General features: G+C 67.4%; 12 protein-coding genes. 4 read left to right on the forward strand and 8 right to left on the reverse strand.

Annotated features, from left to right (window positions below):
* Positions 1–2: 2 nt before the first annotated feature.
* Positions 3–1352 (reverse strand): alanine racemase, encoded by a 1350-nt coding sequence (locus J7I79_RS01175; RefSeq protein WP_214949236.1) that lies wholly within the window; start codon positions 1350–1352, stop codon positions 3–5.
* A gap of 249 nt (positions 1353–1601) precedes the next feature.
* Here J7I79_RS01175 and J7I79_RS01180 point away from each other — a divergent pair, with 249 nt between their 5' ends.
* Genes J7I79_RS01180 through J7I79_RS01190 form a run of 3 tightly spaced genes read left to right on the forward strand, consistent with a single transcriptional unit; the run spans position 1602 to position 3776 of the window.
* Positions 1602–2609 carry a sugar kinase gene (locus J7I79_RS01180; RefSeq protein WP_214949238.1) on the forward strand — a complete coding sequence of 336 codons (1008 nt, stop codon included), beginning with the start codon at positions 1602–1604 and terminating at the stop codon, positions 2607–2609.
* Between the two features lie 19 nt (positions 2610–2628).
* On the forward strand, positions 2629–3375 hold the full coding sequence (locus tag J7I79_RS01185) for an IclR family transcriptional regulator (RefSeq protein ID WP_214949992.1): 747 nt from the start codon (positions 2629–2631) through the stop codon (positions 3373–3375).
* Positions 3372–3776 carry a RidA family protein gene (locus J7I79_RS01190; RefSeq protein ID WP_214949240.1) on the forward strand — a complete coding sequence of 135 codons (405 nt, stop codon included), beginning with the start codon at positions 3372–3374 and terminating at the stop codon, positions 3774–3776. Before J7I79_RS01185 ends, J7I79_RS01190 begins: the two co-directional genes overlap by 4 nt.
* 153 nt (positions 3777–3929) lie before the next feature.
* On the opposite strand, the gene J7I79_RS01195 is transcribed toward J7I79_RS01190, so the two are convergent.
* From J7I79_RS01195 to J7I79_RS01225, 7 genes are all read right to left on the reverse strand, one after another.
* A complete protein-coding gene (locus tag J7I79_RS01195; protein ID WP_214949994.1) occupies positions 3930–4289 on the reverse strand; it encodes a rhodanese-like domain-containing protein in 360 nt (119 codons plus the stop codon).
* A 94-nt stretch (positions 4290–4383) separates the two neighbouring features.
* Complete coding sequence (locus J7I79_RS01200; RefSeq protein ID WP_214949243.1) at positions 4384–6006, reverse strand: beta-N-acetylhexosaminidase; 1623 nt, start codon at positions 6004–6006, stop codon at positions 4384–4386.
* Positions 6003–6914: a carbohydrate ABC transporter permease gene (locus tag J7I79_RS01205; protein ID WP_311380489.1), complete on the reverse strand. Its 912-nt coding sequence runs from the start codon at positions 6912–6914 to the stop codon at positions 6003–6005. The genes J7I79_RS01200 and J7I79_RS01205 overlap by 4 nt, the downstream gene beginning before the upstream one ends.
* Positions 6911–7909, reverse strand: coding sequence for a carbohydrate ABC transporter permease (locus J7I79_RS01210; RefSeq protein ID WP_214949245.1), 999 nt, complete (start codon positions 7907–7909; stop codon positions 6911–6913). The genes J7I79_RS01205 and J7I79_RS01210 overlap by 4 nt, the downstream gene beginning before the upstream one ends.
* A gap of 43 nt (positions 7910–7952) precedes the next feature.
* Positions 7953–9245, reverse strand: a complete 1293-nt coding sequence (locus J7I79_RS01215) for an extracellular solute-binding protein (protein WP_214949247.1) — start codon at positions 9243–9245, stop codon at positions 7953–7955.
* A 70-nt stretch (positions 9246–9315) separates the two neighbouring features.
* Entirely contained in the window at positions 9316–10275 is a 960-nt protein-coding gene (locus J7I79_RS01220) for an ROK family protein (RefSeq protein WP_214949249.1), read from the reverse strand.
* Between the two features lie 28 nt (positions 10276–10303).
* A complete protein-coding gene (locus J7I79_RS01225) occupies positions 10304–11452 on the reverse strand; it encodes an ROK family transcriptional regulator (RefSeq protein WP_214949251.1) in 1149 nt (382 codons plus the stop codon).
* Positions 11453–11568: 116 nt separating this feature from the next.
* On the opposite strand from J7I79_RS01225, the gene J7I79_RS01230 reads away from it, so the two are divergent.
* On the forward strand, positions 11569–12309 hold the full coding sequence (locus J7I79_RS01230; RefSeq protein ID WP_214949252.1) for a copper homeostasis protein CutC: 741 nt from the start codon (positions 11569–11571) through the stop codon (positions 12307–12309).
* The last annotated feature ends 6 nt before the right edge of the window (positions 12310–12315 follow it).

The following is a 12315-nucleotide window of genomic DNA, read 5'->3' on the forward strand; positions in this document are numbered from 1 at the left end:
TCCTAGAAGAAGGTGTGGATGAGGTCGACGACGGTCCGGTCGCCGTCGGTGTCCGCCAGTACCGGGATGACGGTCCATTTGTCGAGCGCGGTGCACGGGTGGGACAGGCCAAGCCGGACCACGTCACCGGGCCGCACCGATGTGGTTCCGGCGTCGAACGTCATGAAGCAGTGCTGGTCGTTGACGGCGGTGATTTCGGCACCGGCGAGCGGTTCCATGGGGCCGCCGAGGGCGGGTCCGATCAGCTGGGGACGCGGCAGTCCTTCGTCGACGGGAAGGTCCCGTTTGCCGGCGTCGAGGATGGCCAGGCCGGGTTCAGGCTGGGAGACAACCCGCGCCCAGCCGTGCATTCCGGCACGGAAGGGTTCGCCTCCGTCGCGGGAAAACGGCGAGATGCCGCGGTAGAAGCCGTCGTCGTGGATGATGTACGCGCCGCTGCGGATCATGAGTTCCACCCGGGGGCCGTTCGCCGGGCCGCCTGGCTCGGCGCCGGCCGTGATGCAGGGTGAAAGGACGGAGACGACGTCGTCGAAGTAGGCGCTGCCGCCGGCGGTGAGGATGACGGCGTCGGACCCGTACAGGCCGCCGTCGAGCAGTTCCTCATGAAGCTGGCGCATGTGGCCGAGGTAGCCGCGGACGGCGGCGAGGCTGTCCTGGTCCGCCGTGTGGGCCAGCGATCCTTCGTAGCCGCTGACGCCCACCAGCCGCAGGTGCGGCGACGCCGAGACGGCCCGGGCCACCTCCAGGGCAGCGTCCACGCCGCGGGCACCCGTCCGGCCGCCGGTTCCGCCAAGTTCCACGAGGACATCCAGGACAGCCCCGCTTCCGGCGGCTGCCAGGGTGCGGCCGATGACCTCCACGGTGTCCACGGAGTCCACCCAGGACAGGATGGGCGCGTCTTCGGTGGCGGTGTTGGCCACCCACTCGATGGCGTGCGGGTCCGTGAGGCTGTTGGCGAGCTGCAGGCGGCGGACGCCGAACTCGCGGGCCACCCGGAGCTGGGCGAAGTTGGCGAGCGTGATGCCCCAGGCTCCGCGGTTGAGCTGTTCGGTCCACAGCTGGGGTGCCATAGTGGTTTTTCCGTGTGGGGCCAGCAGCACGCCGTGCTCCTTGCACCACGTGGCGAGCCGGTCCGCGTTGCCGCCCAGTGCCCGGGCATCGAGCGTAAGCAGCGGGGTCTGCAGGTCAGCCAGGTTGTGGCCCGCCTCGACGAACCCGGCGTGGGTTGTCCCGTTGGCGGTGGCGGGCACGGCCTTGTGCCGCCAGTCGAGCCGGACGTCTTCGAGGCGGGCCACGGCGGCCGCCGAAATGGCCTCAGCCGTTGCTTCGGTGCCGTACGCGGAAGTATTCACGGGTTCATTCCCTTCACGGTGCGCTGCGTTGTTGGAGCTGCGTTGTGGGTCTCGGCGATGGGTACACCGCCAGTGCGTTGCGTATTTTGCAACGTCGGTTGCAAAGCTGCTGGTGATATGTCTAACATGGTGCAGGATTGAGAGTCAAGGCCGCGGCGTGCCCGCAGAGCCGGTTTATCCGCCGCGGAACCCTCCGTACCGCGGCGTCCGAGTGCCGCTGAAAAGCGCAAGAGGGAGTGCGGGAGTTACATGCTGTCAGCTGTATGTGTTGGCGAGACGATGGCCATGCTTACCCCGGTACAGGCCGTACCGCTGCACCAGGCCACCGAGCTCCACTGCGGGATCGGTGGTGCCGAGTCGAACGTTGCCATGGGGCTCGCAGCCATGGGCCTGGACTCGCACTGGGTGGGACGCGTCGGCCGGGACGGTTTCGGCAGGCGGATCCTTAACGAGCTCAGCGGACACGGCGTGGGGGTGGCCGGCGTCGAAGTTGATCCCGCCCTGCCCACCGGCCTCTACGTGAAGGTTCCCGCCCAGGAGTCAGATCCCGACGGCGGCAGCTCGGTCCTGTACTACCGGCAAGGCAGCGCGGCGTCGGCCATGGGACGCGAAACACTGGCGAATCCGGTGGTCGCCGGCCTGCTGGAAAGCGCGGCCCTGATCCACCTCAGCGGAATCACCGCCGCCCTCTCCCCCGAGTGCCTGGAACTCATCGAGGCCGTCCTGACCGCCCCGCGGAACGGACGGACCATCAGCTTCGACGTCAACTGGCGGGCCGCCCTCTGGGCCGGCCGGGACCGCTCGGTGCTTCGACGGATGGCCAACCTGGCCGACGTCGTCCTTGTTGGCAAGGACGAAGCCGAGCACGCGTTCGGCACCACCGACGAGGCCGAACTCCGCAGGCTCCTCCCGGACCCTGACGTCCTGGTGATCAAGAACGAGGCGATCAGCGCGATTGCGCTGAACCGGAACGGCAGCCGCGACGAGGTCCCGGCACTGTCCGTGGACGTTGTCGAACCGGTAGGCGCCGGGGATTCCTTCGCTGCCGGCTACCTGAGCGGCATGCTCTTCGGCCTGGACCAGAAGGCAAGCCTCCGCAGGGGCCACGTGGCGGCAGCCTGCACGCTCACCGTCCACGGTGACCGCGGCCCGCTCCCCGAGGCCGCGCAGCTGGCCGCAATCCTTGCATCGACCGACGCCGAGTGGGCCGCCATCCGCGTTGCCGACGGTCACTTCAACACCAGAACCGGAGCGTGACACCGTGAGCCAGAGCCTGATGCGGGCCATCGACCTGCTCGCTGAACTCGCCGCCAAACCCGCCACCTTGGACGAGCTCGCCGCCAAGGCGTCCGTGCACAAGACCACAGTGATGCGCCTGCTGCACGCCATGGAAGAAAAGCGTTTTGTGGTCCGGGACGAGGACCAGCGCTTCATGCTTGGCTCCAAACTGTTTGAACTGTCTTCGCTCGCGCTGGAGCAGCGGGACATCCGCAAGGTGGCCCACCAGCATCTGGCCGAACTGAATGGCCGCACCGGGCACACAGTGCACCTTGCGGCCTTCGAAGGCAACGAGGTGGTGTACATCGACAAGTTCGAATCGCACCACCCTGTCCGCATGTATTCGCGCATCGGCCTGACTGCATCGCTGCACTCGGCCGCTGTGGCGAAAGTCCTCCTCGCCGACATGCCGCGCAGCCGGCAGGAAAAGATCGCCGCGGGGCTGGACTACGTCAAAGTTACCGACAACACCCTGACCTCGCCGGAAGCCCTGCTGGCCGAACTGGAGCAGGTCAGGATCCAGGGCTGGGCCCACGACAACGCCGAGCACGAAGCGTTCGTGCACTGCATCGCGACCCCCATTCGCGACGCCAGCGGCGCCGTTGTTGCCGCAGCCTCTTGTTCGGTACCGGTGGTGATGCTCAGCTATGAAGGATTGCTGGAGCTGCTGCCCGACCTCAAAGCCAGCACCGAGGCCATCTCGAAGGACCTCGGCTGGATCAGCCACGAAAGGAACTCAGCATGAGTGAAAAGACCGTAGTACTGACCGAAAACGCTCCCGCCCCGGCACACGTATTCTCCCAGGGCATCCAGAAGGGCGGCTTCTTCCAGGTCTCCGGCCAGGGCCCGATGGACCCCGCCACCAACCAGTACATCGGCGCGGGCGACGTCCGCGTCCAGACCCGCCGCACGCTGGAGAACGTCAAGGCCATCCTGGAAGCCGGCGGCTCCTCCGTGGAGGACGTGCTGATGTTCCGCGTTTACCTCACCACCCGCGACGACTTCTCCGCCATGAACGAGGTCTATGGCGAGTTCATCAAGGAAAACGTCCCCAGTGGAGCCCTTCCCAGCCGCACCACCGTGTTCGTTGACCTCCCCCACGAGGTCATGCTCGTGGAGATCGACGCCCTGGCCGTCACGGCCTAGTCACCAACGGTAAGGTTCGACGGCGGCACTCGGGTGAGTGCCGCCGTCGTGCGTTTCTGGGTGGTTGGGACACGCAAACGGCGTGAGCACACGACACACGCGGATGCAGATGTCATCGCACCGTTGGGGCGTCCCTTGGGAATATGCGCGTCGCTAGGCCGTGCGCGCCGTGACCAGCACGTCGGGCTTCCCCGGAGTGACGCCGTCCGCCGTCTCCACCGGAAGACCGTTCCGTGCCCAGTACTCGATGCCGCCGATCATTTCCCGCACGGGATAGCCCAGCTCAGCGAACGCCAGGGCCGCGAAGGTGCTGCCGTTGCAGCCCGGCCCCCAGGAATAGACCACCACGTCGGTGCCGGCGGGGATCAGTTCCGGGGCGCGGGACGGGATGTCGGCGGTGGGCAGGTGCACGGCACCGGGGATATGGCCGTGGTCCCAGGACGCCCGCCGCCTGGTGTCGACGAGCACGAATCCCCCGGGAGGGAGGTTTTCGAGGGTCTCGGCCACGTCCATGACATCGATCTCGAACCTGAGTTTGGCGCGGAAGTACGCCGCCGCGTCATTGTGTGCGGCCCCGGTGTCTGTGCGTTCAGTATTCACTCGTGTCCTATCCGGCGTGGGTGCCCTGTTCGGCGTCGTAGTCCCGTTTCCAGCCCTCCACGCCGGGCCGCTGCTGCCACGGCTTGGGTCCGGACAGTGGCCGGTATTCCACTCCCATGGCATCCAGCCGAGCCAGGTGCGCCCCGGTGAGCCGGGCCAGGAACCCATCGTAGTCCCGCTGTTCGGGCCGCGACCAAAACACTTCGGCGACGGCACTGAGGCGCGGATACGCCGCGTAGTAGACGCGCCGCGGCGAGTCCAGGTGCTCGGTCCAGATGTTGGCCTGGGCGCCGAGGAGCCGGCCGGGGAACGCAGGATCAACGTCGTCCGGGAGCGGCTCGAAATCGTAGACGGCCTGCAGGGTGGTGACAAAACCGACCGGGACCGGCTCCGCGTCGCCGTCGGCCTGCCTGTGGTCCAGGTACAGCTTGTGCTCGGGGCACATCACCACGTCGTAGCCGTTCTTCAGGGCTTCGATCCCGCCCTCATAACCGCGCCAGGATGCCACGAGGGCGCCGTCCGGCAGTCCGCCGTCGCCGATTTCGTCCCACACGGATGTGGCGCGTCCGTGCCCCTCAAGGTGGAGGGCCAACTGCCGCACGAACCAGCTGTGCAGCCCTGCCACGTCCGGCAACCCCAGGCCGGCGGCTTTGGCGCTGGCCCGGTCGCTGGCCTGCCATTGGGTGAGCGGGACTTCGTCGCCGCCGAGGCTGATCCAGGGGGACGGGAAGATTTCCACGACTTCGTCCAGCACGTTGCGGTAGAACTCCAGCGAGGTGTCCGAGATTTCCAGGACGGTTTCGCTGATGCCCCAGCGGGTCCAGACCTCCACCGACGCGGAACCATCCAAGGTGCCGGTGCCCAGTTCGGGGTAGGCGGCGATGGCTGCCTGGCTGTGGCCGGGCACGTCGACTTCCGGGATAACGGTGATGTGCCGTTCGGCTGCGAAGGCCACCACTTCGCGGAGGTCCGCCTGCGTGTAGAAGCCGCCGTGCGGCAGCGAGTCGAAGACCCCTGCACGCCAGGATCCGCGGGAGGACTCACGCCGCCACGAGCCGGTTTCTGTGAGCTTCGGGTAGCGGTTGATCTGGATCCGCCAGCCTTGGTCGTCCGTGAGGTGCAGGTGCAGGACGTTGAGCTTGTGCATGGCCATCACTTCGATGAACCGCAGCAGGTTGTCCTTGGGCATGAAGTGCCGTGCCACGTCCAGCATGGCGCCACGGTAGCCGAAGCGGGGCTTATCCTCCACAGACACCCGCGGCACCGGCCACGCAGAGGCGTCACCAACGGGAGCCTGCCGCAACGCAGCCGGACCCATCAGCTGCAGTAACGTCTGCGCGGCATAGAAGGCGCCCGCAGGACCGCCGGCATGGATCACGACGGCGGCGTCCACGTCCAGCCGGTACGCCTCGGCGTCGAGCTCCGGATCCAGCCGGAGGCTGATGGTGGCAGAGGCTCGCGGGGCGGGCATCAGGTCCCAGCCGGTGGCCGCGCCCAGGGCCCGGGACAGCCAGCGGCGCGCCGTGTTCAGTTCCCGGTCGGCACCGAGGGTGGTGGAACCGTCCAGCTCCAGCACGCCCTGCTGCAGGTCCACCGACCACGGCGCCGGGACGAGGTGGTGCGCGCTCATCCCTTCACCGCCCCGGCCAGTCCGGACACCAGCTTGCGCTGCACGGCTATGAAGAAGATCAGCACGGGGATGGTCATGATCACGGAACCGGCCATGATGGCGCCCCAGTCGTTCTGGTCGGGTTTGAAGAAGGTCAGCAACGCCATGGGCAGCGTCTGGTTCTCCTGAGCCGAGATGATGAACGTTTTGGCGAACAGGAAGTCGTTCCAGGTGGAGATGAAGGAGAATACCGAGCAGGCCACCACGCCCGGTGCCACCAGCGGGAACAGGATGGACCGGACGAAGCGGAAGCTGCTGGCGCCGTCCAGCCGGGCTGCCTCCTCGATCTCCACCGGCACGGCGGCCACGAAGCCGCGAAGCATCCAGATAGCGAACGGAATGCTGAAGCCGACGTGGACCAGCACCAGGGACCCCAGCTGGTTCAGCCCCACCAGCGGGATGGCTTCGCCGGCGTTGCGGAGCAGGAAGAACAGCGGGATAGTGAGGGCTTCCACGGGCACCATCTGGGACACGAGGATGATGATGAGCAGCTTGGTGCGCATCTTGAAGTTGTAGCGGGTCAGCGCCACGGCGGCCAGGAAGGCCAAGACGGTGGAAATGACGACGACGGCCAGTGCCACGATCACGCTGTTCAGGAAGTACTGGCCGAAGTTGTTTACGGCCAGCACTCGGCCGAACGAGTCGAGCGACGGTTCCAGGGTGAACGGCGCCGCGTCGCCGGCGTCGAGGTCTGTTTTGGGCTTCAGCGCCGAGAGCACCATCCAGAACAGCGGGAAGGCGACCACCAGCGCGATGGCGAGGGCCGCGGCGTCGGCGCCGAACCGCCGTCGTCCGTTCTTGCGGAACTTCTGCGGCGCGTCCGCCGCGGACGGCAGGTTGTTGCGGAGTGAAACGTCGACGGCGGTCACAGTGCTTCTCCCGTTCTCTTGAGGATGCGGAGGTAGACGAGGGTGATGACCATGAGCAGGGCGGTCATGATGACGCCCAGGGCCGAACCGAGCCCGTAGAGGCTGGCCGCGAACGCCTGCTGGTAGCCGTAGACGTTCAGCACGAGGTTCTGCCCCGCGATCCCGCCGCCGTTGGTCATGATGTAGATCTGGGAGAAGATCTTGAAGTTCCAGATGATCGACTGGATGGTCACCACGATCACGATGGGCCGCAGCATGGGAAGCATGATGCTGCTTGCGATCCGCGGCATGGTGGCGCCGTCGATCCGGGCTGCTTCGATCACCTCGGTGGGGATGGCCTGGATGCCGGCGTAGACGGTCACCAGGACGAACGGGAACGAGCACCAGACCACTTCGCTGGCCACGAGGCCGAAGCCCGACCATTTGTCGTACGTCCAGGAATGGCCGGCGAACTGCGTCAGCCCCGCGGACACGAGCGTCTTGTTGACCAGGCCGAGCGTGGGGTCGAAGAGGAATAGCCAGACGGCGCTGCCGGTGACGGCGGGAGTGGCCCACGCGCCCAGCGAGACGATAAAGAGGGTGGAGCGGACCCACGGCCTCAGCCGGGTGGCCAGCACCGCGAGCGTGCTGCCCACCAGCAGCGTGAGGACCACGCAGGCGGCAGCGAACAGCACCGTGTTGCCCAGCACCGTCCAGAACTGCGGGTCGGCGAAGAGCTTCTGGTAGTTCTCCAGGCCGGTGAACCGGAGCGGCGCCTTGCCGCTGACCTGGGCCTGGCGGTAGTCGTACAGCGAGACGTTGATCAGCTGGAAGATGGGGTAGCCCAGCAGGGCGATCAGGACGATGAAGGCGGGGGCAAGGTACAGCCACGGTTCCAGTCCGCGTTTGGCCTTTGAGCGGCGGACCGACCTGCCGTCCGGCGTCGGGGCGCCGCCGGGCCGGGTGCCGTTGTTGCCGCGCGGCGATTCGGCCTGCAGCGGCGCCAGGGCCGTCATGCCGCGCCGCCCGGCGCGAGGGTGGGTGAAGGATTGTGTGACATTACTTGGCTCCGAATGCCTTGTTCATGGCGTCGGCGGCTTCGCTGGTGGCCGTATTGACGTCCGCCTTGCCGGTGACGATCTTCTGGTACATGCCGGTGAAGACGCCCTGCGCGTCGATGGTGGACCAGGTCTCCGTGACCGGGACGAAGTTGGTGCCGGCGCCGAGGGTCTGGATGAAGGGCGCCACCTGGGCGTTGGAAGCGGCCACGTCCTTCTGGACGTCCGAGAACGTGGGCAGGTTGCCCATGGAGTCGAACATCTTCTGCTGGTACTTCTTGCTGGCCAGCAGCTTCACGAAGTCTGCAGCCAGGGTGCGGTGGGTGCTGCTGTTGAAGACCCCGAGGTTGTTGCCGCCGGCGAAGGCCGGCGCAACGGAACCCGCTGTCTTACCCGGAACGGGGACTACGGCGAACTTGTCCTTGACGGCGCTGGCCGCCACGGCCTTGTAGTTGAAGTCGCCGCCGATGGTCATTGCCGACTTGCCGGCGATGAACTGCTGGACGCTGGCGTTGCCGCCGAATTCGGCGCAGGTCTGGGCGGGGCAGATATCGTCCTTGAGGAGGCGGGTGTAGGCGGCCACGCCTTCGCGGGATTCCGTTGAGTCCAGGCCGGAGACGAACGTGTTTCCGTCTTTGGTGGCGATGCTGCCGCCGTTGGCCCAGAGGTACGGCATGGCCGAGAACTGGGCTGCGCCGCCCACCGAGATGCCGAGCATCCCGGGGTTGGCCGCCCGGACGGCACGGGCCACGGATTCCACGTCGGCCAGGGTCTTGGGGACTTCCAGGCCGAGCTGCTGGAGCAGGTCGGTGCGGTAGTAGAGGGCGCGCACGCCGACGAACCACGGGACGCCGTAGTTCTTGCCGTCGATTTCGGTGGTGGCCAGGATCTTGCCGTCCAGGTCCCTGCCCTCGTCCCAGGCCTTGATGTCTTCAGTGACATCGGCCAGGCCGCCGGAGGCCACGTAGCTGGCCAGGTCGGTGTTGCCGAATTCGGCGACGTCCGGGGCGCTGGAGGGATCGTTGAAGGCGGCCTTGAAGCGTTCGGCCCGGCTGTCCACGGGGATGTACTGGACGTCGATCTTGGCGCCGCTGTGGGCTGCCTCGAACTCGGTCACGGCCTCTTTGACCACTGCCGATTTGGGGTCCTGATTGACTTCGGAGAAGAGCCACACGCGGACAGTTCCGGTCTGCTCATCCGAGGACGAGGCGGCGTTGTTCGAGGTGGGCGGGGCGCAGGATGTCAGTGCGAGGGCGGCCAGGGCGACTGCCGCGGCGGTGCGTGCGATTTTCAAAATTCCTCCGTTGCGAAAGTGGGATAACCGGTTGGAATGTGGGGGCTGCTGGAGGTACGGATGACGGCTGCTAGGACGTCCGGATGAGGTTCTCGTGAGGGGTTTCTATCTGCCGGGACAGTGCCGCGGCGCCGAGCGCCGCCAGCGGAATCTCTGACGGGAGCAGCTCAAAGCGCCCTGGGAGCCCCAGGGACTCGAGGAACCGGGACTTCCCGGCACGGTGGTTGAGTTCGGACCGGATGCCATTCAGTAGTGCCGGTCCCAGGGCGGCGAGGCCTCCGCCGATGATGATGCGGTCGGCGCCCGTGGACAGCACGAGCAGCTGGACCGCCAGGGCGACGCCGCGGCACAGCACCGCGGCCGCCGCGCGGGCCTGTTCGTCGCCGGCGAGCGCAGCCGCGAAGGGATCCCGTCCGCCGCCCGGCGGCGCAGTCCACATCCGGGCGAGGGCAGACCCGGACGCGAGGGTTTCCAGGCAGCCCACCTGGCCGCAGGCGCAGGGGGTGTCCCCGCCTACCGGCAAGTGGCCGATTTCGCCCAGCATGCCGTCCGGTCCGCGCAGCACCCTGCCGTTCCGGACGACGCCGGCGGCCAGGCCGGTGCCCAGGTTCAGGTATGCGAGAGTCTCAGCCCCGCCGGGACCACCGGCCGCCGACCGATGGGCAGTTCGGGCCGCAAGGATGCCATGGGCTCCGAGTGCTGCCGCCTTCACATCGTTCTCGACGGCGACAGGAGTTCCGAGCAATTCCTCCAGCTCACCCGCCAGATTGAGGGTTTCCACGCCCAGGTTCACGGCGTGGCGGACCACGCCGGTGGACGGATCCACCAGGCCGGGCATGCACGCCCCGACGGAGTCCAGCCGCCCGGGGCCGGCCTCGGCCATGGCGTCCCTGGCCAGGGCCGCGGCCACCCGGATCACCTGGTCCCGGCCGTAGCCGGAAGGTGCGGTGCACAGGGCCGCCAGCGAGCCGTCGTCGTGCAGGATCGCGGCGGCAGTTTTGGTTCCGCCGATATCCAGTCCGAGCCTCATGAAGCGGGTCCGGTCAGTATCGGTCCCATCAGGCAACGCCCAACTGGTTCCAGAGCACCAGCACGGAGGTTCCGCGCAGGACGATGTCGGGGGCATCGTCCGCGAGCCGGACGGATACCGGCGCCGGGTCCTGCTGCAGCAGCCGTGCGAGGAGAGTTGTCTCCACGGATTCGAGCAGCTGTCCGTCCAGCAGGTGCGGCGGTCCGCTCAGGACCACTTCCGATAGGTCCAGGGCGCCGACAACCGGTGCCAGGGCAACGGCGAGCCGTTCGCCCGCTTCACGGAACAGGGCGTCGGCTGCGGCCTCCGGTTCGGCGCTTGCGGCCGCTTCGGCCATCTTCCGCTCCAGGTTGGGGACGGACATCCAGGTTTCCAGGCAACCGGTCTTTCCGCAGTTGCACATGGCTCCGCCGTCGGTGCCGACGGTGACGTGGCCGATCTCGCCTGCGCCGGAGTGGGCGCCGCGGACCCGCCGGCCACCCACGATCAGCCCGGAGCCGACGCCGCGGCCGATCTTCACCAGGATCATGTCGTCGCTGCCGTCCCCGAAGGTGTACTCCGCGTGGACGGCGGCGTCCGCGTCGTTGGATACCAACACCGGCAGGCCGGTGTGCTGCTGCAGCACGTCCCGGAGCCGCACGTTTTTCCAGCCCAGGTTGGAGGCCTCGACCACGACGCCGTCGGGGTTGACGATGCCCGGGGTTCCCACGCCGATGCCCAGGAGCGTGGCGGTGGCCAGCTCCACGGCGTCGGCGGCGAGCCGGAGTACCTGGCTGACTACGGCGTCGCCGGTTTCCGGTCCGATGGTGCGTTCGAGCCGGTCCACGATGTTGCCGTCAAGGTCCAGCACGGCGGCGCGCAACAGGCCGTTTTCCGCCAGGTCCATGCCGATGATCTGCAGCCCGCGGCGGTTGAGGTCCACCAGGATTGCCGGTTTGCCCGGGCGGCCCTTTTCGGACTGGCCCAGCTCCACCACGTGGCCGCGTTCCATCAGATGCGCGACGAGGTCCGAAACGGTCACCCGGGTCAGGCCGAGGGCCCGTGAGAGATCCGCCCGGCTCATGGCGCCGGAGGAGTGGAGGGTCTGGCGCACCAGCGAAAGGTTGCGTGCACGGCCGTCGGAGGGAAGGGTTCCGCTTACCGAGCCGGCAGTGCGAACACCTGGAGATTCAGTCATGTTTGTTAGTAAACTATACTAACTATCAAATAGCAATGGTTTCTTTGGCCTCATCCCGGGCTCGGTACTGAACGGGTGGCCGCACCAAACGTCCGCCCTTACCGCAGGAGCTATCCGTGAAACTTGAAATTGCAGTGGTAAGTGCCGAGGGCGCGGGGATTGCGGCCGCTGAGGGTGCCGACCGGATCGAGCTGTGCAGCAGCCTGGAGCTCGGCGGCATCACGCCGTCCCAGGGCCTGATGGAGGCGGCAGCGGAACGGGTTGACGGCAGGCTGGAGATTCATCCGCTCATCCGGTGCCGGCCCGGAGATTTCAGCTACTCCCCCGCAGAGCTGGACACCATGGAGCGCGAGATCCGCAGCCTGCTGATGCAGGGGGCCCACGGGGTGGTGCTCGGGGCACTGAAGCCCGGCGGGGAAGTGGATGCTCCGGCCATGCGCCGCCTCGCTGAGTCCGGGCGGAACGCAAACCCGCTGGCGCAGCTGACGTTCCACCGTGCCATCGACCAGACCCCTGACGCAGTGGCAGCCGTGGACGTGCTGATGGACCTCGGCTTCACCCGGGTTCTGAGCTCGGGCCGGTCCGCGTCGGTGCACGAAGGCCTGGACACGCTCGCGCGGATGGCCCGGCGGTCTGCCGGACGCCTACAGGTGATGGCTGGTGGAGGGCTGAGGATTATCGACATTCCGGCCGTCAGGCGTTCCGGGATGGATGCCGTGCACCTGTCCGCCAAGCAGAGGGTGCCCGTTTCAGTATCCGGTGCATTGTCCCTGGGCACCGGGGATGGAGCCGATCCGGCGGCATACTACGTGACCGACGCGGCGGTTGTGCGGGCGGCCCGCATGGCGTGCGGCTGAAACTGA

It is taken from the genome of Arthrobacter sp. ISL-69 (assembly GCF_018613775.1).
Lineage (GTDB): Bacteria > Actinomycetota > Actinomycetes > Actinomycetales > Micrococcaceae > Arthrobacter.

Bases quoted from the DNA above. Each gene is read 5' to 3' on its own strand.
- J7I79_RS01195 (WP_214949994.1), bottom strand. From the start codon at position 4,289: ATGGACGTGGCCGAGACCCTCGAAAACCTCCCTCCCGGGGGATTCGTG.
- J7I79_RS01220 (WP_214949249.1), bottom strand. From the start codon at position 10,275: ATGAGGCTCGGACTGGATATCGGCGGAACCAAAACTGCCGCCGCGATC.
- J7I79_RS01210 (WP_214949245.1), bottom strand. From the start codon at position 7,909: ATGACGGCCCTGGCGCCGCTGCAGGCCGAATCGCCGCGCGGCAACAAC.
- J7I79_RS01185 (WP_214949992.1), top strand. From the start codon at position 2,629: ATGCGGGCCATCGACCTGCTCGCTGAACTCGCCGCCAAACCCGCCACC.
- J7I79_RS01190 (WP_214949240.1), top strand. From the start codon at position 3,372: ATGAGTGAAAAGACCGTAGTACTGACCGAAAACGCTCCCGCCCCGGCA.
- J7I79_RS01225 (WP_214949251.1), bottom strand. From the start codon at position 11,452: ATGACTGAATCTCCAGGTGTTCGCACTGCCGGCTCGGTAAGCGGAACC.
- J7I79_RS01180 (WP_214949238.1), top strand. From the start codon at position 1,602: ATGCTGTCAGCTGTATGTGTTGGCGAGACGATGGCCATGCTTACCCCG.
- J7I79_RS01200 (WP_214949243.1), bottom strand. From the start codon at position 6,006: ATGAGCGCGCACCACCTCGTCCCGGCGCCGTGGTCGGTGGACCTGCAG.